The sequence below is a fragment of the Streptomyces atratus genome, assembly GCF_900119365.1.
In the GTDB taxonomy this organism is placed as follows: Bacteria; Actinomycetota; Actinomycetes; order Streptomycetales; family Streptomycetaceae; genus Streptomyces; species Streptomyces atratus_B.
Genome location: NZ_FPJO01000019.1, coordinates 134533 through 155642 on the forward strand (window position 1 = coordinate 134533; position 21110 = coordinate 155642).

General features: G+C 70.8%; 19 protein-coding genes. 10 read left to right on the top strand and 9 right to left on the bottom strand.

Annotated elements, in window-relative coordinates:
• Nucleotides 1–42 precede the first annotated feature (42 nt).
• A complete protein-coding gene (locus BT364_RS27255) occupies nucleotides 43–900 on the bottom strand; it encodes a diacylglycerol kinase family protein (protein WP_072487876.1) in 858 nt (285 codons plus the stop codon).
• A gap of 186 nt (nucleotides 901–1086) precedes the next feature.
• On the opposite strand from BT364_RS27255, the gene BT364_RS27260 reads away from it, so the two are divergent.
• Together BT364_RS27260 and BT364_RS27265 are read left to right on the top strand one after the other, a co-directional pair.
• Nucleotides 1087–2370, top strand: coding sequence for an adenylosuccinate synthase (locus tag BT364_RS27260; protein ID WP_072487877.1), 1284 nt, complete (start codon nucleotides 1087–1089; stop codon nucleotides 2368–2370).
• 579 nt (nucleotides 2371–2949) lie between these two features.
• Nucleotides 2950–3834 carry a glycoside hydrolase family 19 protein gene (locus BT364_RS27265; protein ID WP_072487878.1) on the top strand — a complete coding sequence of 295 codons (885 nt, stop codon included), beginning with the start codon at nucleotides 2950–2952 and terminating at the stop codon, nucleotides 3832–3834.
• 85 nt (nucleotides 3835–3919) lie between these two features.
• Here BT364_RS27265 and BT364_RS27270 read toward each other — a convergent pair whose 3' ends face one another.
• From BT364_RS27270 to BT364_RS27295, 6 genes are all read right to left on the bottom strand, one after another.
• Nucleotides 3920–5398, bottom strand: coding sequence for a PucR family transcriptional regulator (locus BT364_RS27270; RefSeq protein ID WP_177328247.1), 1479 nt, complete (start codon nucleotides 5396–5398; stop codon nucleotides 3920–3922).
• Nucleotides 5399–6097: 699 nt separating this feature from the next.
• On the bottom strand, nucleotides 6098–8086 hold the full coding sequence (locus BT364_RS27275; protein WP_072487880.1) for a YncE family protein: 1989 nt from the start codon (nucleotides 8084–8086) through the stop codon (nucleotides 6098–6100).
• Between the two features lie 82 nt (nucleotides 8087–8168).
• Entirely contained in the window at nucleotides 8169–8360 is a 192-nt protein-coding gene (locus BT364_RS43335) for a DUF397 domain-containing protein (protein ID WP_371268655.1), read from the bottom strand.
• Nucleotides 8361–8436: 76 nt separating this feature from the next.
• Nucleotides 8437–10302 carry a serine/threonine-protein kinase gene (locus BT364_RS27285; protein ID WP_072487881.1) on the bottom strand — a complete coding sequence of 622 codons (1866 nt, stop codon included), beginning with the start codon at nucleotides 10300–10302 and terminating at the stop codon, nucleotides 8437–8439.
• A gap of 156 nt (nucleotides 10303–10458) precedes the next feature.
• A complete protein-coding gene (locus BT364_RS27290; RefSeq protein WP_072487882.1) occupies nucleotides 10459–10941 on the bottom strand; it encodes a MarR family winged helix-turn-helix transcriptional regulator in 483 nt (160 codons plus the stop codon).
• Complete coding sequence (locus BT364_RS27295) at nucleotides 10938–11543, bottom strand: DJ-1/PfpI family protein (RefSeq protein ID WP_072487883.1); 606 nt, start codon at nucleotides 11541–11543, stop codon at nucleotides 10938–10940. Before BT364_RS27295 ends, BT364_RS27290 begins: the two co-directional genes overlap by 4 nt.
• A 284-nt stretch (nucleotides 11544–11827) precedes the next feature.
• On the opposite strand from BT364_RS27295, the gene BT364_RS27300 reads away from it, so the two are divergent.
• The 3 genes from BT364_RS27300 to BT364_RS27310 all read left to right on the top strand — a co-directional run bounded on the left by BT364_RS27300 (nucleotide 11828) and on the right by BT364_RS27310 (nucleotide 14898).
• Nucleotides 11828–13201: an aspartate aminotransferase family protein gene (locus tag BT364_RS27300; RefSeq protein WP_072487909.1), complete on the top strand. Its 1374-nt coding sequence runs from the start codon at nucleotides 11828–11830 to the stop codon at nucleotides 13199–13201.
• Between the two features lie 163 nt (nucleotides 13202–13364).
• The gene (locus BT364_RS27305; protein WP_072487884.1) at nucleotides 13365–14123 is read left to right on the top strand and encodes a GntR family transcriptional regulator; all 759 of its coding nucleotides are present in this window, start codon (nucleotides 13365–13367) and stop codon (nucleotides 14121–14123) included.
• A 124-nt stretch (nucleotides 14124–14247) separates the two neighbouring features.
• On the top strand, nucleotides 14248–14898 hold the full coding sequence (locus BT364_RS27310; protein ID WP_072487885.1) for a hypothetical protein: 651 nt from the start codon (nucleotides 14248–14250) through the stop codon (nucleotides 14896–14898).
• 92 nt (nucleotides 14899–14990) lie between these two features.
• On the opposite strand, the gene BT364_RS27315 is transcribed toward BT364_RS27310, so the two are convergent.
• Entirely contained in the window at nucleotides 14991–15737 is a 747-nt protein-coding gene (locus BT364_RS27315) for an SLATT domain-containing protein (RefSeq protein ID WP_072487910.1), read from the bottom strand.
• A gap of 373 nt (nucleotides 15738–16110) precedes the next feature.
• Between BT364_RS27315 and BT364_RS27320 the strand changes: the two genes are divergently transcribed.
• The 3 genes from BT364_RS27320 to BT364_RS27330 all read left to right on the top strand — a co-directional run bounded on the left by BT364_RS27320 (nucleotide 16111) and on the right by BT364_RS27330 (nucleotide 17956).
• Nucleotides 16111–16446, top strand: coding sequence for a YbaB/EbfC family nucleoid-associated protein (locus BT364_RS27320; protein ID WP_072487886.1), 336 nt, complete (start codon nucleotides 16111–16113; stop codon nucleotides 16444–16446).
• Between the two features lie 101 nt (nucleotides 16447–16547).
• Entirely contained in the window at nucleotides 16548–17147 is a 600-nt protein-coding gene (recR, locus tag BT364_RS27325; RefSeq protein WP_072487887.1) for a recombination mediator RecR, read from the top strand.
• Nucleotides 17148–17296: 149 nt separating this feature from the next.
• Nucleotides 17297–17956 carry a DUF5063 domain-containing protein gene (locus BT364_RS27330; protein ID WP_072487888.1) on the top strand — a complete coding sequence of 220 codons (660 nt, stop codon included), beginning with the start codon at nucleotides 17297–17299 and terminating at the stop codon, nucleotides 17954–17956.
• Between the two features lie 22 nt (nucleotides 17957–17978).
• Here BT364_RS27330 and BT364_RS41745 read toward each other — a convergent pair whose 3' ends face one another.
• Complete coding sequence (locus tag BT364_RS41745) at nucleotides 17979–18155, bottom strand: hypothetical protein (RefSeq protein ID WP_177328243.1); 177 nt, start codon at nucleotides 18153–18155, stop codon at nucleotides 17979–17981.
• Nucleotides 18156–18427: 272 nt separating this feature from the next.
• On the opposite strand from BT364_RS41745, the gene BT364_RS27335 reads away from it, so the two are divergent.
• Nucleotides 18428–19699 carry an aspartate kinase gene (locus tag BT364_RS27335; RefSeq protein ID WP_072487889.1) on the top strand — a complete coding sequence of 424 codons (1272 nt, stop codon included), beginning with the start codon at nucleotides 18428–18430 and terminating at the stop codon, nucleotides 19697–19699.
• Nucleotides 19696–20763 carry an aspartate-semialdehyde dehydrogenase gene (locus BT364_RS27340; RefSeq protein WP_072487890.1) on the top strand — a complete coding sequence of 356 codons (1068 nt, stop codon included), beginning with the start codon at nucleotides 19696–19698 and terminating at the stop codon, nucleotides 20761–20763. The genes BT364_RS27335 and BT364_RS27340 overlap by 4 nt, the downstream gene beginning before the upstream one ends.
• Nucleotides 20764–21110: the final 347 nt, after the last annotated feature.

Here is a 21110-nt window from a genome sequence, read left to right on the forward strand (position 1 = left end):
CGAGACGTCCGACATCCTTCTCATCCGCACCTCGGCCGGAGGCTATCCCTCGTCCACCGGCAGCATCAGTCCCCAGGCCCCCGCCCGCACCGTCCAGGTCCGCGTCCGCACCGGGCCGCCGACCTGTATGTCCGCCCGGTAGCGGAAGTCCGCGCCCGAGACCGTGACGGCCTTCGCCTCCGCCGTCACCGGATCGGCCGACGGCGGGCGGATCACCACCTCCGCCAGGCCCCCGTCGCCGCCCTGCGCGGTCACGGTCACCGATTCGACCGGGCGGTCCAGACCGTTCAGCAGGACGCCGTCGGCCTCGACCCGCAGCCGGTGCGTGGGCGGCGGGGCGGCGGGCGTCTGCGGGGCGGGGCGCACCAGGGTGCGGACCAGGTTGCGGCAGGTGTCCCAGACCGCCGTGACCCCCGTGTGCGCGGCCGACGCGCCCGGCAGCGCGCTCAGCGCCGGGATGTGCAGCGCGCCCAGGACCACGCCGTCGCTGTCGTCGACCAGCAGGTCGAGCTTGCGCGCGGCACCGTCCAGCGCGGTGCGCGCCGCCGCCACCGCGCCCATCGGCACGCCGAGCGAATGCGCGAGTTCCAGCGCGGCCGCGGTGCCGACCGGGATCAGTGAGAGCGCGCTCCCGGCCGGCTCGCGCTCCCGGTGCAGCTGGGCCACCGCCCGCCGCAGCGCGCGGTCGTCGCCGACCACCACCGGCCGCCGGCTGCCCCGGCGGGACAGGGCCCGGGCGAATTCCTCGGGCCCGTCGGGCAGGCAGATCTTGGCGTGCGAACCGGCGCTCAGCACGTCCTTCGCGATACGAACGGACTCGCCGTCGGTCCGGCGGGCGACCGGGTCGATGACCACCAGCAGCTGGTGCGCACCGTCGCCGGGGGGCTGGGCAGCCGACACCTCGGTCCTTCCTCGGGTAGCATCTTGGTGCAAGAGCCCCTTGCGCTATTGCGCCAGGGGCTTCGTCTATTCCGGGGCACCCGGTTCGACGGTTCAGGCCTTGTCGTACATCGTCGTACGGCATGTACGACGTTTACGTACGCCCCCTGACCTTGGACATGCCCCGCCCGGAAGGGGTGTACGCCTGTGCCCGCACTTGTGCTGCTCGGTGCTCAGTGGGGTGACGAGGGCAAGGGAAAGGCCACCGACCTCCTCGGTGGATCCGTGGACTATGTGGTGCGTTACCAAGGCGGCAACAACGCCGGCCATACGGTGGTCGTAGGTGACCAGAAGTACGCACTGCATCTCCTCCCCTCCGGAATCCTTTCGCCGGGATGTACCCCGGTCATCGGAAACGGTGTCGTCGTCGACCCGGCCGTCCTGCTCTCCGAGCTGAGTGGGCTGAACGACCGCGGCGTGGACACGTCCAAGCTGCTGATCAGCGGCAATGCCCATTTGATCACCCCGTACAACGTCACGATCGACAAGGTGACGGAACGGTTCCTCGGGAAGCGCAAGATCGGCACGACCGGTCGCGGCATCGGCCCGACGTACGCCGACAAGATCAACCGGGTGGGCATCCGCGTCCAGGACCTCTACGACGAGTCGATCCTGGAGCAGAAGGTCGACGCGGCCCTGGAGCAGAAGAACCAGCTCCTCGCCAAGGTCTTCAACCGCCGTGCCATCGAGTCCGGCAAGATCGTCGAGGAGATGCTCCAGTACGCGGAGCAGATCAAGCCGTACGTCGCCGACACGACGCTGGTCCTGAACGACGCCATCGACGCGGGCAAGGTCGTCCTCTTCGAGGGCGGTCAGGGCACGCTGCTCGACGTCGACCACGGCACGTACCCCTTCGTCACCTCGTCGAACCCGACCGCGGGCGGCGCCTGCACCGGTGCCGGCGTGGGCCCGACGAAGATCAGCCGGGTCATCGGCATCCTCAAGGCGTACACCACCCGCGTCGGCGCGGGCCCGTTCCCGACGGAGCTGCTCGACGAGGACGGCGAGGCGCTGCGCCGGATCGGTGGCGAGCGCGGTGTCACCACCGGCCGCGACCGTCGCTGCGGCTGGTTCGACGCGGTCATCGCGCGGTACGCGACCCGGGTCAACGGTCTCACCGACTTCTTCCTCACCAAGCTGGACGTGCTGACCGGCTGGGAGCAGATCCCGGTGTGTGTGGCGTACGAGATCGACGGCAAGCGCGTCGAGGAGCTCCCGTACAGCCAGACCGACTTCCACCACGCGAAGCCGGTCTACGAGATGCTGCCGGGCTGGTCCGAGGACATCACGAAGGCCAAGACCTTCGGTGACCTGCCGAAGAACGCGCAGGCGTACGTGAAGGCGCTGGAGGAGATGTCCGGCGCCCCGATCTCCGCGATCGGTGTCGGCCCCGGCCGCACCGAGACCATCGAGATCAACTCCTTCCTCTAGGAGCGGCGAACACCAGGAGGGCCGGGACGACGAGTCCCGGCCCTCTCGGCGTTCCGGCCGTCGGTGTTCTGGCGCTCCTGGCGGTCCGTCCTTCCGGAGCGCGTTGACAGGTTCAGATCATTGGGTTCTGAGTGGCGGGACGTCCAGGCGGCCCGCCGAGGTGTTCGGCGTGCCCTGTCGAAGGAGTGAGCGGCCTCGGTCGTGGCCCGGGTCGCCACGCACGAACGGATCACCGGCATCCTCGGCACGGCACAGGGCTCCCGGCTGGGCTGCTGACGGACCGCCACCGGGCCGGCCGGGTCCGGCGTACCGCATGCTGGACGGGTCCGGAGGTTTTACCTTCGGACCCGTCGGCGCTGCGGCGCATGATCCGGATGAACTCCTTCCGGGATTCCCCCTGTTGAGGGCGGGTTCGGTGGCGTGAACGCGCCGTCGGCCCGCCTGTGAGCGCTCCGTCGGGAAAGTTTCCCTCCTTGGTCCAGACCTTGACAGGTTCAGACCAGCGACGCTTGAGTGACCGTCAGCCCCCCATGGCGGTGCACCGTCCGGCTCGTTGCGCCGCACCGAAGGAGTGATCGCATGATCAGACGCATCATGGGCCTGCTGGCCGCGCTGGGCGCGGTCGTCGCAATGGTCGTCGTTCTCCCCGCCACCACCGCCGCGGCAGCCGACTGCGCGGCACCCTGGAACTCCTCGTCCGTCTACACCGGCGGCGGATCGGCCTCCTACAACGGACACAACTGGACCGCCAAGTGGTGGACCCAGAACGAGACCCCCGGCAGCTCCGACGTCTGGGCGGACCAGGGAAGTTGCGGCGGTGGCGGCACGGACCCGGGCACCCCGTCCGGCTTCGTCGTCAGCGAGGCGCAGTTCAACCAGATGTTCCCGAACCGGAATCCGTTCTACACGTACAGCGGACTGACCGCGGCCCTGAGCGCCTACCCGGGCTTCGCGAACACCGGGAGCGACACCGTCAAGCGCCAGGAGGCGGCGGCGTTCCTCGCCAACGTCAGCCACGAGACGGGCGGTCTGGTGTACGTGGTCGAGCAGAACACGTCCAACTACCCGCACTACTGCGACAGCAGCCAGCCCTACGGCTGCCCGGCCGGCCAGTCCGCGTACTACGGCCGCGGGCCGATCCAGCTCAGCTGGAACTTCAACTACAAGGCCGCCGGTGATGCCCTCGGCATCGATCTGCTGGGCAATCCGTACCTGGTCGAGCAGAACGCCTCGGTCGCCTGGAAGACCGGCCTCTGGTACTGGAACACCCAGAACGGCCCCGGCACCATGACCGCCCACAACGCCATGGTGAACGGCGCGGGATTCGGCGAGACGATCCGCTCCATCAACGGTTCCCTGGAGTGCAACGGCGGCAACCCCGCCCAGGTCCAGAGCCGTATCGACCGCTACCAGGCGTTCGTATCGATCCTCGGCACCACGCCTGGCTCCAATCTGAGCTGCTGACTCGCATTCCGTGGGTCCGCGGTTGTGGACCCCCCCACCCGACGGGGGCGTGTCCGGTTCCGGCCGGACGCGCCCCCTCTTCGGTTCACCGGGCGGTGTCCGCTCCCGCGGCGTCCAGGGACCGGAAGGCGAGCCACAGGTCGTAACGGGCGCTGGGCGCCTGGAGCAGTGAGCGGCCGAGCGCCGATTCGAGCCGGGTGAGGCGCTTGCGGACGCCCGGCACCGAAATGCCCAACGCCTCTGCCGTCTGGGTGAGTTGGGCTTCGCAGCGCAGCCATGCACGGAGGGTGTCCTGCGGGTCGGCGGCGCTTCTGGGGGCGTCGGGCCCGGTGAGCGGGCGCAGTTGCTGGACCGCCCATTCCCGCACGGCCGGGTCGCGCAGGATGTCGTCCAGGCCGAGGGGCGGCCGGGCCGTCCTCTCGTCCCGGCGGGCCTTTCCCGCGCCGGTGGGGGTGGCGCGGATGCGCAGGGCGAGGTCGAGGGCGGCCTGGTCGCCGACCCGGTTCAGGTCGAGGCCGAGCAGTTCGCCGATCAGCCGGAGCCGGGCGGCCAGGGTGTTCCGGTGGATCTTCAGGTGCTGGGTCGCGTGCGAGGAGAATGCGAGCCAGGAGGCGAGCGTCGCCCCGAGTTCCTGGCTGCCCGGGTCCTGGCTGCGCCGGGGCAGATACGTGAGCAACGGGTGCAGCAGCTCGTCCGCCCACCGCGCGCCGGCCGCCCCGGCGGCCACGGCCGGGTCCGGAGCCGAGCCGAAGCGGGCATGCCGGTCCGGCAGCCCCCGGGCCACGGCCAGCGCGTGGAACGCCTGGCGGTAGCCGGTCGCCGTGTCGGGCAGCGGCACGTCCTCGCTCACCCCCACGACGCACTCGGTCACCACCTCGGCGACCCGGAGGCCGAGCCGCTGTTCGGCCGCGTCCGCGTCCGCCGGCACGACGAGGATCAGATGGCGCGCGTAGACCGGGCAGCGGACGATCCAGGACCGCCCGCCGGAGAGTTCCGTGCAGATCCGGGCCACCTCGTCCCGGCGGCCGGCCGGGCACTCCACGACGTACAGCCGGACGGGGTCGGGCAGGGTGGGCTTCAGGGCGCCCGCCACCTGGTGCGCGATGGACAGCTGCCCCGTCATGAGCAGATGCAGCACCGCCTCCCGGCTGCGGGACTCCGCGAGGTCGACGCGGCGCCGCTTGCGTTCCACGGCCTCCGCGGCCCAGCACATGGCGAGCGGCATCGCCACGTCGGAGAGCAGTATGGCGAGCCCGTCCGGCAACGGGCGCGGTGCGACCACGGCGAGGATCGGGGCGGCGGCGTCCGGCGGTCCGTCCAGCGGGAACAGCAGCGCGGTGTGCGGGCCCCGGTCGAAGGCGAAGGAACGCGCGTCGAGCCCCGACAGGCCTTTCGCGTACTCACCCGCCAGAGCGGCCGCCTCGACGCCCGTACCGTCCGGGCTGCGGGTCACGCCGTGCAGCACGGTGCCGTCCCCGTCGAGCAGCCCGGCCCAGCCCGCCGCCCGGCCGGACACCCAGTGCAGAAGCTCGCGCGACCCGCCGGACCGGGCCAGTCGGTACATCCGCAGTACGTCATCGGCCCGTTCCCGCGCGTGCACGAATCCTCCACTCCTGCCCAAAAACCGGAATGCAGGGTACCGGTTTGATTGTGCGGACTGATACCCGCCGCGGCCCACACAGTGCGAATTGAAGCTTTCGAGTACCTACCCGAGGACCTAGAGTCCGAACACGGTTGCGGCACCCTCGGGGGAGGGGTACGGGGGCGACAGCAGCGGCTCACGGGGGTGGCCGCTGTCGCGTCGGCCGCAACCGTTCTTCCTCCGCTGTCAGCGGCGGCCCCCAGTGTCGGCTCGCGATCACGACCGTGATCGGAGCCGACCGGGAGAGGCCGCCGCCATGGAATTCCGTATTGAGCGCAGCGCACGCGCGGCTGCGCACCCAGCACGGGCAGGGCCCGCCACCGGCTGCCGGGACGGCTGTGCGCGAAGCCCTGAGAGAGGGCATGGCCTGGCTGCTTCCTCGCCTGCTTCGACCTGACCGCCCAGGAACGCACCCGGCTGCGGGAATGCCGCCGACTGCCGGCGCTGGCCTGGCTGTTCGTCCTCTGCGCCGAGGATCCGGCGCACCCCAGGAACCCACCCGGCACCGCGGAGCGACAGGTGCTCCGGCTGCGCGAACTGCTGGGCTGACCGGTGCGGACAGGGGTGCGGGGCCGGGCGATCCGCCCGGCCCCGCACCCTTCGCCCCGCCTGCCGGCGTGGCTACTTCGTGAAGATGAAGTACTGCCAGGCGCCGTGCGTGGTGGAGTTCACCGTGTCGCCCGAGGTGCCATTGACGTACGAGGCGCGGACGCGCATCCGGTAGCCCGTGTCATGGGTGCCCTGCAGAGTCACGAGGGACTTCCCGCTGGTGCCGAGCTTGAAGTACTGCGAGCCCGCGTCGTACCACTTGCCCTGGTAGTAGAGCTCCAGGGACAGCTTGTGCGAGCGGTTCTTGTAGTACGTCATCGTCGTCGTGAAGACCGGGTCGGTCTTCTTGTGGAAGTACCGGTACGACGTCTTGCCGATCTTCGCCGTCCTGTACTGCTTGGAGACGGAGGTCGAGACCTTGACCTTGGCGAACGCGGTCGACGTGACCTTCTTCGGGGCGTACCGGCCGTCGCCCTTGAAGATCGCGGTGACGGTGGTGTCCCGGGTCATGTCCACCGTGGTCGACAGGTTGCCCTTGGAGCTGACCTTGCCGGTCTTCACCAGTTTGTTGGGCTTGTCCGACCCGAACGGGTCCACCCACAGCTCGACGGTGCGGTTCTTGTACGTCTTGCCGAGGTGCGCGGTGAACGACACATCGGCGCCGTAGGAGTACAGCGCCTTGTTGTGGTTCAGGGTCAGCGAGGTGGCCGTCCGGGAAACGGCGACCTTGTCGGAGCCGGAGGCCGCCGAGTGGGTCGCGTCGCCCGCGTACGACACCTTGTAGGTGACCTGGCCGCCCGCGGTCGGGGTGTCGGCGAAGGAGAAGCTGCCGTCCGACTTGAGCGTCACCGAGGGCAGCGCCTTGCCCTTGGGCGACTCGATGTCGGTGCGTGTGACCGTGGCCTTCGTGCCCGCCGGGAAGGCGCCCGCGGACTTCACCCGTCCGGTGACGGTCAGCTTCTTGTCGAGCGCCGACTTCTCCGGGGCGTTCACCGTGACGGTGGTCGGGGACTTCACGGCGTCGGTGAGCACCCGCAGCGAACGGACGCCCGCGCTGTTCTCGGTGACCGCGAAGAGCCGGCTGGTGTCCGGTGCCCAGGCCAGCCCGGCCGGCACCAGGACGTCCGATCCGCTGTTGGTCCCGGTGTTGGGGAAGTCGTACGTCCGGATCGGCTTGGTGGTGTCCTGCTTGTAGACGTACACGTCCGGCTCGTACCAGCCGTCGATGCCCGCGGCGACCGTGCCGTCCGGCGCGATGTCGACGGCGTTGGGGTACGCGTCGGAGGGGTACGAGGTCCCGGGCGTGAGGTCGGACGTCCGGTACACCTGGTGGTGGTACGGGGCCCCGCTGGCCACCACGACCTGCGAGCCGTCCGGGGTCAGCGCCAGGTCGTGCAGGTTGCTGCCGCCGGTGCGGAGCTGCGCGGTGCGCGTGGCCGTCCCCGAGGCGACGTCGTACACGGCCAGCTGGACGGGGTTCTGCCCCTCGGCCCCGGCGGCCAGCGTGCCCGGGGCGCCCGGCGCGGACGCCAGGGTCGGGGCCGAGTACCAGGTGCTGTCCGGCTCCTGGCCCAGGGTGACGACGGGCTCGGCACCGGACAGGTCGATCGACCCGATGTTGCCCTCGGCCGCCGCCCCGTAGCCGAACCAGAGCTTGCCGCCCGCCAGCGCCGGGTAGGCGGGCTCGGTGTCCGCGCCGGTCGCGTAACGGGCGGACTCCACCAGGGCGGAGGTGTCGATCGCCGCGATGGCGTCGGCGCCGCGCACCCCCGCGTACAACGTGCCGGAGTCGGCGGAGAGTTCGAGGCCGGTCACGCCGGGCAGCGACGGGATGGTCCCGACGACGTTGCCGCTGTAGTCGGTGGCGAGGACCTTGCCACTGGTCGGGTCACTGATGAAGACCCGCTTGTGCACGCCGTCCGCGACGACGTCGCCGACGGAAGCGGCGGGAAGAATCCTGGAGGAGTCGGCAGAGGCCGGATTCGCCGCCCCGCCGACCAGAACCACTGAGCTGAAGAGAACCGCGAGCGAGGTCGCGGTCGAGATTCTGCGCGTACGCAAAATGATTTACCCCCACGGTAAGAGAGGGCCGCATGGCACCCGGAGATGAGTCAGGGGGTGCGGCCCAGGAACGCAGGGTATGTCATGGCGTCCACAAGTCGTACACATTTGCGGGGCCGGACGCCTCCGACCCCGCGAATGGTCGGTTCGCCCAGGTGAGGAACGTCGCCCAGGCGCCGGGGGCAACCGCGAAGGTGGGGCCTTCGGGCACCTTGGAGTCCCGGACGTGGGCTGGCGTTGCGACGACGGGCGCACCCTGCGAGGTACCGACCACCGTGCCGGGCAGGTTCGTCCATGCGTTGTTGCTGCTCAACGCGGCGTCCGCGCTGCTGGGTTGAGGGTCCGGCCCGCTATTGGTCCTTGGTGTACGTGAGCTTCTTTCCGCTGTCGTTGTTCTCGCGGCGCAGGGTGCCGTCCGGGAGGAGGGTGAGCGTGGTGGCGCCGCCCGGGGTGCAGGACGTCATGGGCTCGCCCGCCGTGACCGTGGAGGGGCCGATCTCGACCGGGCCGCCCTGGGAGGGCTCCGAGGACAGGCTCGCCCGGAAGACGCAGTGGTAGGAGCCGCCGGTGTCGAGCGGGCCGTCCGCGGTGAGGGTGAGGACGCTCTGGCCGACCTTGCCCTGCTGGATGACGAGTTTCCGGGTGGAGTGGCCGGCCGCGTTGTCGATGGAGCCGGACCAGGTGCCTATGTAGCCGGAGGGGATGGGGCCGTCGCCGTTCTTCTGGCCGGCACTCGGGGAGGGGGCCGGCGACGACGGTTCGCCGGTCGAGGCGCCCGAGGAGCCCGAGGAGCCCGAGGCGGACGGGGAGCCGGTGGGGCCCGGCGTCTTGCCGTTCATGAGCGCGTAGACGGAGCCGCCCGCGCCGATGGCCACGAGGACGGCGACGGCGACGAGCGCGATGGTCGAACCCCTGCCGCGGCGGGCGGGTTCGGGATCGGGCTGCGGGGCGGTGGGGAAGGCGGGGCCGTACGGGGGCGTTGGGCCGAACCCGGGCTGCTGGTAAGGCTGTTGCTGCTGCGGCGGATATCCGTAACCGGCTTGGCTCTGCGCGGGGCCGAAGCCCTGGCCGGGGTGTGGCTGTGCGGGCAGCGACGGGTAGCCGTAGGCGGGGGCTCCGTGCGGTGCCGGGGCGGTGACCGGGGGCGGGGTCGGGGTCGGGGTCGGGGCGCCGACCGCCGGGGACGGCGGGTGCAGGGGGTAGTCCGTGGGGGTCGCGGGAGGCGTGGGCGTCGGGGGCGCCGGGTCCGGTACGGGGGCCTGCCCGGCCGCCGCCACCTCCTCCGGGTCCTCCGAGTCGAGCAACTCCACCGCATGGCGCCCCAGTTGGGCGATCAGTGCGCCCGGGAGCCAGGGTTCCGCCGTGTCGCCGTCGGCCAGGCGCTCCAGGATCGCGTCCGTCGTCGGGCGGGCGGCCGGGTCCTTGTGCAGGCAGTCCCGGATCAGTTCGACGAGGACCACGGGGACGCCGGTCAGGTCCGGGTCCTCCTTCGCGATCCGGAACATCTGCGCGGCCGCGCCGCTGTCGGACGCCCCGAACGGGAGCCGGCCGGTCGAGGCGTACGCCAGTACCGAGCCGAGACAGAACACGTCGCACGCCGGGGTAACCCGCTCGCCCCGCACCTGCTCGGGCGCCATGAAACCGGGCGATCCGACCAGATCCCCGGTGCGGGTGACGCCGCCCCCGGTCATGGTGTCGAGTGCCCGGGCTATGCCGAAGTCGATGACGCGCGGCCCGTCGATCGTCAGCAGGATGTTGGAGGGCTTGAGGTCGCGGTGGACGATCCCGGCGGTGTGGATGGCCTGGAGGGCGTGGGTGAGACCGGCCCCCAGGATGTGGACCGAACGCTCGGGCAGGGGGCCGTACGCGCCGGAGGCCGCTCCCTCGGGGGTGCGCGGGCGGCCGGTGACGGTGGCGTGCAGCGAGGGGCCGGCGACGTACCCGGTGGCGACCCAGGGCACGGCGGCCTCGGTGTCGGCGTCCAGCACCGGAGCCGTCCAGGCGGAGCCGACCTGGCGGGCGGCACGTACCTCGTGGCGGAACCGGTCGCGGAACTCCTGCTGCTCGGCGAGTTCGCCGCGTACCAGCTTGATCGCGACGGTGCGGCCGCGGTCGGACCGGGCCAGGTAGACCTGGCCCATGCCGCCGGCGCCGAGCCGGCCCAGCAGCCGGTACGCGCCGATGGCGCGCGGATCCTGTGGCGTCAGGCTCTGCATGGCGCTGAACGTCCTTCCCCCGGGATTGAACTGAGCGGTGCCTGGCGTGGCTCGTTCGATCATAGGGATCCACGCAGCGCGCGGCCGGGCCGGTTGCGGCTTCGGCCGGGAACGCGAAGAAGACCCGTCCCGGGAGGGACGGGCCCCGGAGGGCGACTACTCCTCGGCAACGGCTTCCATGGCGACGGACAACTGATCCAGCACCCGTACGGTCTCCGCGAACCGCTCCTCGCCCAGCTCGGCGGCGAGCCGGGCGGCGAGCGCGGTGTGGCCGGGATCGATGCGCCGGACCGCGGCGCGTCCCTCGTCGGTGGGGCGCAGCAGCTTGGCGCGGCGGTGGGCGGGGTTGGGTACGTACTCGGCGAGGCCCTTGCCGACCAGCAGGTCGGCGACGCGCTGCACGCCCTGCCGGGTCATGCCCATGGTGCGGGCGATCCCGGAGACGGGCAGGTCCTCGCGGAGCACGGCCCCGAGGACCTGCCACCAGGCGGCGGTGAGTCCGGCGGGCCTGGCCAACCGCTCCGAAACGGAGAGGAATTGGCCATTGAGCCGGAAGACGCCGAGAGCGGTACGGCTCAACAGCTCCCGGTTCGCGGGTTCCTGGCTCGCTGAGTTCCGGTTCGCGGGTTCCTGGCTCATGAGCCGGCGCTCAGGATCTCGTAGGCGGCTGCGTCCGAGTCGTGGAACAGCCGGTACCAGGCGTCCAGTTGCTCGCCCTCGTACACCCCGAGCCGGGCGAAGACCTCGCGGGCGAACGCGACCGGTTCGGTGGGCCCGGCCGTGATGAGGTCGCCGTCCGTCACCGCGTCCGTGTCGACGTAACTCCCGCCGCCCCTGTACCCCGTGGCCGTGAGGTAGAAGGAGACCGCGCTCGTGTGCGTGCGCTCGTCGAGCAGGCCCTCGCGGGCCAGGCCCGCCGTCGCGCCGCAGATCGCGGCGACCGGCACCCCGGCGTCCAGGAAGCCGCGGGCCGCGCGGGCGAAGGGGGCGAGCGTGTCACCGGAGTCCCAGAGGCCGGCGCCGGGGAGCATCAGGAGCGCGCTGTCCTCGGGGCGCAGGTCCGCGAGCGCGAGGTCGGGCAGGACGCGCAGCCCGCCCATGGTGGTGACGGGGTCCGTGGTGGGGCCGACCGTCCGCACGGTGAAGCCGCCCCGGGCGAGATGGGCGGTGGTGTGTCCGGTCTCCCAGTCGGCGAGGGTGTCGTACACGGCCAGGTGCACGGTCCTGCGGGTGTCGGTCATGGCGCCTCCTCGGCGGAACTGCCCCGTCGGCCTCGCTCCGGGATGATCACGAGTGACCGCGAGTGATCACGGGCGACCACGAGGGCATGTCAACATGCTGTCATGATGGCAATATGATGTCAAGTGATTCCGGTTGCGGCCATCCCACCGCCTACCACGCCTCGCATTCCTGCCTGCCCCGCGCCGGCCCGTATGCCGACAACCCGACACCCTGCTCACCAAAGCGCCCCACGCCATACAAGGTGGCCATGTCGGGCCGCTCCCGTGCGGCCTACGCTCGCCGCATGACCCCTCATGCCCCGCATGCCCCGCATGTCGACCCCGCTGCCGGTGCGGCCGTGAAGGCCGCCGACCGCGCGCACGTGTTCCACTCCTGGTCCGCCCAGGGCCTGATCGACCCGCTCGCCGTCGCCGGCGCCGAGGGGGCGTACTTCTGGGACTACGACGGCAACCGCTACCTGGACTTCACCAGCGGCCTCGTCTACACCAACATCGGCTACCAGCACCCCACCGTCGTCGCCGCGATCCAGGAGCAGGCGGGCAAGCTCGCCACCTTCGCCCCCGCGTTCGCGATCGAGGCGCGCTCCGAGGCCGCACGCCTCATCGCCGAGCGCACCCCCGGTGACCTGGACAAGATCTTCTTCACCAACGGCGGTGCCGAGGCCGTCGAGAACGCCGTCCGGATGGCCCGGCTGCACACCGGCCGCTCGAAGGTGCTCTCCGCCTACCGCTCGTACCACGGCGCCACCTCCACCGCGATCAACCTGACCGGTGACCCGCGCCGCTGGCCGTCCGACAACGGCTCGGCGGGCGTCGTCCGCTTCTGGGCGCCGTTCCTCTACCGCTCGCCGTTCCACGCCGAGACCGAGGCCGAGGAGTGCGCCCGCGCGCTCCAGCACCTGGAGGACACCCTCGCCTTCGAGGGCGCCGGCAACATCGCCGCGATCATCCTGGAGACGATCCCCGGCACCGCGGGCATCATGACGCCGCCGCCCGGCTACCTCGCGGGCGTCCGCGAGATCTGCGACCGGTACGGCATCGTCTTCATCCTCGACGAGGTCATGGCCGGTTTCGGCCGCACCGGCAAGTGGTTCGCCGCCGACCACTTCGACGTGGTGCCGGACCTGATGACCTTCGCCAAGGGCGTCAACTCCGGCTACGTACCGCTCGGCGGGGTCGCGATCAGTGCCGAGATCGCCGCGACCTTCGAGACTCGCGCCTACCCGGGCGGACTGACCTACTCCGGTCACCCGCTGGCCTGCGCGGCGGCCGTCGCCACCATTCACGTGATGGAGGACGAGAAGGTCGTCGAGCACGCCGCCCACATCGGCGAGACCGTTCTCGGCCCCGGCCTGCGCGAACTCGCCGAGCGCCACCCGTCGGTCGGCGAGGTCCGCGGCCTCGGCGCGTTCTGGGCGCTGGACCTGGTCCGCAACAAGGAGACCCGCGAGCCGCTGGTCCCGTACAACGCGACGGGCGAGGCCAACGCGCCGATGGCGGCCTTCGGCGCCGCGGCCAAGAAGAACGGCCTGTGGCCCTTCATCAACATGAACCGCACGCACGCCGTTCCGGCCTGCAACGTCACCGAGGCCGAGGCCAAGGAGGGCCTCGCAGCTCTCGACGCGGCGCTGTCGGTCGCGGACGAACACACAGCGTGACCCGGACCCGCGTGACCCGGACCCATGCGGTCCGGGCCCGCGCGGCCCGGCAGCACAGCCGGTAGCGCTGTCCGAAAGTGCGACGCGCCCCTCCCCTGCCCGGATCCGGGCACAGCGGCCCTGGCTTAAGGTGACCGCAGGCAAAAGAATGGGGAGGGGCGCCATGTGCGCGAGCGGAGCTGTGACCCGCAGTACGCTGCGGCAGCAGATCGCGGACGCGCTGCGTGACGAGGTGCTCGCCGGGCGTCTGCAGCCGGGGCGGGAGTTCACGGTCAAGCAGATCGCCGAGCAGTACGGCGTATCGGCGACACCGGTGCGCGAGGCGCTCTTCGACCTCTCCGCGCAGGGGCTGCTGGAATCGGACCAGCACCGGGGCTTCCGGGTACGGGAGTTCACCGTCGCCGACTACCGCTCCCTGGTCGAGGCCCGCTCCCTGGTCATCGACGGAGTCGTCCGAGGCATCTTCTTCGGCGCCGGGCTCTCGACCGTGCAGCGGGTGGGGTACCGGGACTGCCTGGTCTCCGTACGCCGCAGGGCCCAGGAGGCCGCACGGGCGGCGCGGGGCGGCGACCTCGACATCCTCATCGGCTACGACCTGCGGTTCTGGCGCGAGCTGGGCGCGCTCGTGGGCAACACGTACATCAACGACTTCCTGCACCGACTGCGCGTCCAGGCCTGGGTGTTCGCGGTGCCGTACCTGCGCCACGAAGCGGCCGCCCGGGACTGGCTCTGGCACGGCCATCAGGACCTCGTCGCGGCGGTCACACTCGGCGAACACGGCGCGGTGCGCGCGGTATTAGACGACTACAGGACCCACGCGCTGAACTGGGCGGACCGGCTCGCGGCCGGGGAGCTCGGACATCCGCGGCGCGGCGGCCGGCCGGCCGGAGAGGCCCCGGACCCCGGGACGGCGCAGTCGTAACCCCCGCTCCGCCCCGCCGGACAGGCCCCGCCCGCCGACGGCCACTGTGCGCAACGCGCCCACCGCATTACGCTGTCCCGACCATCTTGAACATCCGCTGCGCACCGTGGGAGAGCGAGACTTCGTGGCCTGTGACCTGTGGCTGGTTCCCCTCGTCGATGTGCTGTGCCACAGCCCCGACAACCCGTTCGCCGAAGAGATAGCCGTCTACGACAAGGCGTTGGGCGAGGCCGGACTGCCGCCCGTCCCCGTGTACGCCTACATGCCGGGGCTGACGGGCGACGTCGCACCGGTCGCGGGCTTCGACTACGACGCCCTGCACTTCCTGCGCCGCGCCTTCCTGCTCCAGCTCAGCGGCCTCGCCGTCACACCGGTCGGCGAACTGGGCGGGGACTACGAGCAGTTGCTGGAGATGTTCGAGGCGACGGCCCGTCAGTCCCACCTGGTCTGGCACTACGACCACGCCGGGGCGTACGTCCCGCTGGACTTCGCCGCCCCGCTCTCCGGCGACGACCTGCTGGAGGGCGGCGGTCCGCTCGGCTCCTCGCACGGGCTGCTGCGGGAGCTGCAGTACGTCGCCCCGTCCATCGGCATCGACCCGGCGAACCCGCCGGCCGCCCCGCTGCCGCCCGCCGCACCGACCTCCCTGGAGGAACCGGCGGCCCCGATCCCGTACGACAACAGCCCGTTCGCCCGCGAGCGGCACGTCTGGCTGGGGCTGCACGCGGCGGCCACCCGCAGCCTCGCCCAGGGCTCAATGATCATCTTCAGCTGAGGGCTGTCCCGCCAGGGATTACAGGACAGCCCTTGGCCCCGACCGGCTCCGGCGTCTCGCGGGCGCCCGTTCGGGGACAGGCGCCCGCGGGGTCACCGAGGGGACTCCGGGGGGCGCTGGCGCGGCATGTTCGGCCGGGTCATCGTCTGCAGCGGGAACCGCCCCGACAGCACCCCGTGGTCCGTACGCCCACCGCTGCCGCCGCCCGACGACAGCGCCTGCATCCCCATCGGCGCGGGGCCGGACCGGAACTCCACCATCCAGTCCGCGGTCTCGGTGCGCACCAGCTCCGTGATGTCCTCCGAGAACCGCCGCAGCACCCCCAGGCACCGCTCGGCCGCCTCGCTGGCCGTCCCCTCGGTCGGGCCGAGCACCTCCCGTACACACTCCGAGGCCCAGTCGAACTGGAGCACCTGGAGGCGCCGCTGCACGGCCTGGGCGGTGGCGAGATTCCTTATCCAGCCGGAGGTGAGGCCGAAGTACCGGTCGCACGCCATGCTCGCGGCGCCCAGCAGCAGCGACAGATAGCCCCAGCCCGCCGCCCCGTGCAGCGCCCCGGTCAGATCGAGCAGCGGCAGCGCGGTGCCCGCGACCGCCCCGATCGCGGTGCCGATCCGCAGCGCCCTGGCCCCGCGCCGCTTCCACACCCGGTCGTTCAGATACCAGTCGGCGGTGCGCAGCGCGTCGGCCTCGACCCAGCGGTACAGCTCGTCGAGGCGGTCGGCGGGTTCGCCCCAGTCGCCGAGCGGGAACGGGGTACCGGTCAGATCCCGGCCCCGTGCGCGGGAGTCCGAGCCGGCCGGGCCGGGCTCGTTGCGGGGCGGCCCTTCGGGCTGCATCTCCGGCTGACTCACCGGGTACTCCTCTGCATTCTGCGTAGCGACGCCTGATGTGGCGATGTGTTTCGAGGCGGCGGGGGTGCTCACTGCTCTCCGGCGTGGCCGACAGTCCCGCACAGGTAACTTTGCGTGACGAACGGTGGGCCTGGGTGTCCTGATGCGCATGCCCTTCCTACCGCCGAATGGTGGGCCATGGGGAAGAAAACGCGGTATTCCCGGGCGTGCAAGGCCTGTGATCAGGTATAGGAGCCCGGCAAGGGCTGCCTGAAACTCACCCGAAAGAGTTGCTCGCCAGTGGGTGGGGCGAGCCGCCCGGTGACCACGTAGGCTCGGCATACCGAAACATTTTGTCGTCGATATGCCAGGAGTGACCGTGATTCCCGGTGGTGGTCAGCCCAATATGCAGCAACTGCTGCAGCAGGCCCAGAAGATGCAGCAGGATCTCGCCGCGGCCCAGGAGGAACTGGCCAGGACCGAGGTCGAGGGCCAGGCGGGTGGCGGTCTCGTGAAGGCGACCGTGACCGGCTCCGGCGAGCTCCGCAACCTGGTGATCGACCCGAAGGCGGTCGACCCGGAGGACACCGAGACGCTCGCGGACCTCGTCGTCGCCGCGGTCCAGGCGGCGAACGAGAACGCGCAGCAGCTCCAGCAGCAGAAGCTGGGCCCGCTGGCCCAGGGCCTGGGCGGCATGCCCGGTCTCCCCTTCTGACCCGCTGAATCCTCCGGCTCGGCCCACCCGGGACAGGACTCGGCCCACCCGGGACGGGACTCGGCTCACCCGGGACAGAACAGGAAAGGAAGGCGTTCCCGTTGTACGAAGGCGTGGTTCAGGACCTCATCGACGAGTTGGGCAGGCTGCCCGGCGTCGGTCCCAAGAGCGCGCAGCGGATCGCCTTCCACATCCTGCAGGCCGAGCCGACCGATGTGCGCCGCCTCGCCCATGCCCTCCTGGAGGTCAAGGACAAGGTCCGGTTCTGTTCGGTCTGCGGCAACGTCGCCCAGCAGGAGCAGTGCAACATCTGCCGGGACGCGCGCCGGGACCCGTCGGTGATCTGTGTGGTCGAGGAGCCGAAGGACGTCGTCGCGATCGAGCGGACCCGTGAGTTCCGGGGCCGGTACCACGTGCTCGGCGGCGCGATCAGCCCGATCGAGGGCGTCGGCCCGGACGATCTGCGCATCCGCGAACTGCTCGCCCGCCTCGCCGACGGTTCGATCACGGAGCTGATCCTGGCGACCGACCCCAACCTGGAGGGCGAGGCCACGGCGACGTACCTGGCGCGGATGATCAAGCCGATGGGCCTGCGGGTCACCAGGCTGGCCAGCGGTCTGCCGGTCGGCGGCGACCTGGAGTACGCGGACGAGGTCACCCTGGGCCGCGCCTTCGAGGGGAGGCGCCTGCTCGATGTCTGACGCCTTCTCGATGCCTGACGCCTTCACGTCTCCCGATGTTCAGCCGGTGGCCGTTTCCACGACCGTTCCCGCGACTCACGGCGGCTTTACGTTCAGCGACGCTATGTTCTACTCACCGTTCGCGACCGTGCCCACGGGAGGTCCCCTCGATGTCTGACGCCACGCTGAACTCCGTCACGCAGGACCCGGACGACTTCGCCGTCCAGATCGCCGACCAGATCAAGACGTTCATCGTCGCGGTCACCGAGGTGTCCAAGGTCGCGGAGCCCGAGGAAGCCGTCCCCGTCCTGCTGCTCCAGGTCTCCCAGCTCGTGCTGGCCGGCGGCCGGCTCGGCGCGTACGAGGACATCGTCCCCGACGAGCGCTACGAGCCGGACCTGGGCGCTGAGCCGGACGCCGACGGGCTGCGCGAGCGCTTCGCCGCCCTGCTGGAGCCGATCGACGTCTACTCCGAGGTCTTCGACCCGTACGAGCCCCGCAAGGCCCCGGTCCCGGCCCGGATCTCGGACGACCTGGCCGACCTGGTCACCGACCTGCGCCACGGCCTGGCCCACTACGAGGAGGACCGCACCACCGAGGCCCTGTGGTGGTGGCAGTTCTCCTACTTCTCCAACTGGGGCTCCACCGCCTCCGCCACCCTGCGCGCCCTCCAGTCCCTGATCGCCCACATCCGCCTCAACCAGCCCCTCCAGGAACTGGACGGCCTGGACACCGACTCGGAAACCATCGACGACGACCTGGCCGAGGAGGCCGGCCGCGTCATGGCCGAGGAGATCGCGGGACCGCTGGGGCTGCGGCCGGTGCAGTAGCGGCGATACGCGCACCCCGCTCTCACCCCCCGTCGCACCGCAGGTCACCGTCGCGCATGCAGCCCAGTGGTGCGCCGTCGTCCGTGCGGGACACCCGCCACAGCTCGTCCGTGCCCCGGCGCGAGGCGTTCACCGCAATGCCCGGGTCCAGGTGGCCGACGATGTCGGTCCAGGGGTTCGCGCCCAGCGGCTTGCGCATGGCGGGGCCCCCGAGGGGCGGACGGCTGGGTTCCGGTCCACGCTGGAGGGGGAGGGCCGCCGGATCGTGGACCCGGGCCGCCAGGCGTGTGGGCTGGACCACATGCGGGAGTGCGGGCCCGCGCGGCGGGCAGGACGTGTACGAGCAGTCCGGACGACACGCCGATGATCACGTGCTGAGCGGGACATCTCACCATGTGGTATCAGCGGGGCGTTTCCGGGCTGCTCGTTAAACTGAGTCGACCGCAGTAATGGACTGAGCGAGGAGCGCACGTGGGCCTTGTCGTGCAGAAGTACGGAGGCTCCTCCGTAGCCGATGCCGAGGGCATCAAGCGCGTCGCCAAGCGAATCGTCGATGCCAAGAAGAACGGCAACCAGGTGGTTGTCGTGGTGTCAGCGATGGGCGACACGACGGACGAGTTGATCGATCTCGCCGAGCAGGTATCCCCGATCCCTGCCGGGCGTGAGTTCGACATGCTGCTGACCGCCGGAGAGCGGATCTCCATGGCCCTGCTGGCGATGGCGATCAAAAACCTGGGCCACGAGGCCCAGTCCTTCACCGGCAGCCAGGCGGGCGTCATCACCGACTCGGTCCACAACAAAGCGCGCATCATCGATGTGACGCCGGGCCGTATCCGTACGGCGCTGGACGAGGGGAACATCGCGATCGTCGCGGGGTTCCAGGGTGTGTCCCAGGACAAGAAGGACATCACCACCCTCGGCCGCGGCGGGTCCGACACCACCGCCGTCGCGCTCGCGGCCGCGCTGGACGCCGAGGTCTGTGAGATCTACACCGATGTGGACGGTGTCTTCACCGCCGACCCGCGGGTCGTGAAGAAGGCCCGGAAGATCGACTGGATCTCCTTCGAGGACATGCTGGAGCTGGCCGCGTCCGGCTCCAAGGTGCTGCTGCACCGGTGCGTGGAGTACGCACGCCGCTACAACATCCCGATCCACGTCCGCTCGTCCTTCTCCGGACTGCGCGGAACCTGGGTCAGCAACGAGCCGCAAGGGGACCAGAAGGTGGAGCACGCGATCATCTCCGGAGTCGCCCATGACGTCTCCGAGGCCAAGATCACCGTCGTCGGCGTGCCCGACAAGCCGGGCGAGGCCGCCGCGATCTTCCGCACCATCGCGAACGCGGAGATCAACATCGACATGGTGGTGCAGAACGTCTCCGCCGCGTCGACCGGTCTGACCGACATCTCGTTCACGCTTCCGAAGGCCGAGGGCCGCAAGGCCATCGACGCCCTGGAGCGCAACCGCGGCAGCATCGGCTTCGAGTCGCTGCGCTACGACGACCAGATCGCGAAGATCTCCCTGGTCGGCGCCGGTATGAAGACCAACCCGGGGGTCACGGCGGGCTTCTTCGAGGCGCTGTCGGACGCCGGCGTGAACATCGAGCTGATCTCGACGTCCGAGATCCGCATCTCGGTGGTCACCCGCGCCGACGACGTCATCGAGGCCGTGCGCGCCGTGCACACCGCGTTCGGCCTGGACAGCGACTCCGACGAGGCCGTCGTCTACGGGGGCACCGGCCGATGACCGCGTGCCGTCCTTCGCTCGCGGTCGTCGGAGCGACCGGGGCGATCGGCGGCGTCATGCTCCAGATCCTTTCGCAGCACGCGGATGTCTGGGGCGAGGTGAAGCTGATCGCCTCGCCGCGCTCGGCCGGTCGCAAGCTGGTCGTGCGCGGCGAGGAGAGCGAGGTCCTCGAACTCACCGAGGACGTCTTCGACGACGTGGACGTCGCGCTGTTCCTGGTGCCCGACGAGGTCTCCGCGCAGTGGGCGCCGATCGCCGCCGCCAAGGGCACGGTCGTCATCGACGACTCCGCCGCGTTCCGGCTGGACGCGGACGTTCCGCTGGTCGTGCCCGAGATCAATCCGCATGCCGTACGGATCCGGCCACGCGGCATCGTCGCGAGCCCGAACTGCACGACGCTCGCGCTGATCGTCGCGGTCGGTGCACTGCACGCCGAATTCGGCGTACGGGAACTGGTCGTCTCCTCGTACCAGGCGGTGAGCGGTGCGGGCCGGGAGGGTGTCGCGGCGCTGCGCGAACAGCTGTCGATGGTCGCCGGTACGGAACTGGGCACGAAGCCGGGGGACGTACGCAGGGCCCTGGGGGACACGGAAGGCAGCCCCTTCGCCGCCCCGGTCGCCCTCAATGTGGTGCCCTGGGCCGGGACCGAGGCGGGGGACGGCTGGTCGTCGGAGGAGCTGGCGATCCGCGAGGAGTGCCGCAAGGTCCTGGACCTGCCGGGCCTGCGGGTCGCGGCGACATGCGTGTACGTACCCGTCGTCGCGACGCACTCGATGTCCGTGCACGCCCGGTTCGAGAACGAGATCGCGGTCGACCGGGCCCACGAGATCCTGGCGACGGCGCCGGGCGTGGTGCTGTACGACAGCCCGGCGGCGGGGGACTTCCCGACACCGTCCGACGTCGTCGGCACCGATCCGACCTGGGTCGGGCGAGTGCGCAGGTCACTGGACGATCCGCGGGGTCTGGAGCTGTTCGTCTGCGGTGACAACCTCCGCAAGGGCGCGGCGTTGAACGTGGCGCAGATCGCCGAGTCGGTGGCCGCGGAGTTCCCCCAACGGTCCTGATCGAACCTGTTTTGTACTGTCTGTGAATGCTCTGTGAGTAAGTTGAAGGTCTCAACCTCTTGAGCTGGGGTGTCGGGGTATCCGACGATGACTTTCGGCCTGCTGCAACCACTGGCCCGGGAGTGCGCGTCTATGTCGTCACCTCTGGCGCGGCGGGGCGCACATTCGGGGCATTCGGGGAAGAGCAGGTACGTATGAGGGCATGTCGCACAGCGCCGAACGCGGTGCCGCGCGCGTACAACCCTGACGGGGGGAAACGTGTCCAACTGGCGTGGCAGAGGTTCTCGATATCACAGTGGTGGGCCCCTTGCGCGGCGCTTCGGTGCGTCCGCTCCGACGGCCCCGCG

Excerpts from the sequence above, each read along its gene's own strand:
- BT364_RS27265 (WP_072487878.1), top strand. The coding sequence starts at position 2,950 with ATGATCAGACGCATCATGGGCCTGCTGGCCGCGCTGGGCGCGGTCGTC.
- BT364_RS27270 (WP_177328247.1), bottom strand. The coding sequence starts at position 5,398 with ATGTACCGACTGGCCCGGTCCGGCGGGTCGCGCGAGCTTCTGCACTGG.
- BT364_RS27285 (WP_072487881.1), bottom strand. The coding sequence starts at position 10,302 with ATGCAGAGCCTGACGCCACAGGATCCGCGCGCCATCGGCGCGTACCGG.
- BT364_RS27290 (WP_072487882.1), bottom strand. The coding sequence starts at position 10,941 with ATGAGCCAGGAACCCGCGAACCGGAACTCAGCGAGCCAGGAACCCGCG.
- BT364_RS27295 (WP_072487883.1), bottom strand. The coding sequence starts at position 11,543 with ATGACCGACACCCGCAGGACCGTGCACCTGGCCGTGTACGACACCCTC.
- BT364_RS27300 (WP_072487909.1), top strand. The coding sequence starts at position 11,828 with ATGACCCCTCATGCCCCGCATGCCCCGCATGTCGACCCCGCTGCCGGT.
- BT364_RS27305 (WP_072487884.1), top strand. The coding sequence starts at position 13,365 with ATGTGCGCGAGCGGAGCTGTGACCCGCAGTACGCTGCGGCAGCAGATC.
- BT364_RS27315 (WP_072487910.1), bottom strand. The coding sequence starts at position 15,737 with ATGCAGCCCGAAGGGCCGCCCCGCAACGAGCCCGGCCCGGCCGGCTCG.
- BT364_RS27330 (WP_072487888.1), top strand. The coding sequence starts at position 17,297 with ATGTCTGACGCCACGCTGAACTCCGTCACGCAGGACCCGGACGACTTC.
- BT364_RS41745 (WP_177328243.1), bottom strand. The coding sequence starts at position 18,155 with ATGCGCAAGCCGCTGGGCGCGAACCCCTGGACCGACATCGTCGGCCAC.
- BT364_RS27340 (WP_072487890.1), top strand. The coding sequence starts at position 19,696 with ATGACCGCGTGCCGTCCTTCGCTCGCGGTCGTCGGAGCGACCGGGGCG.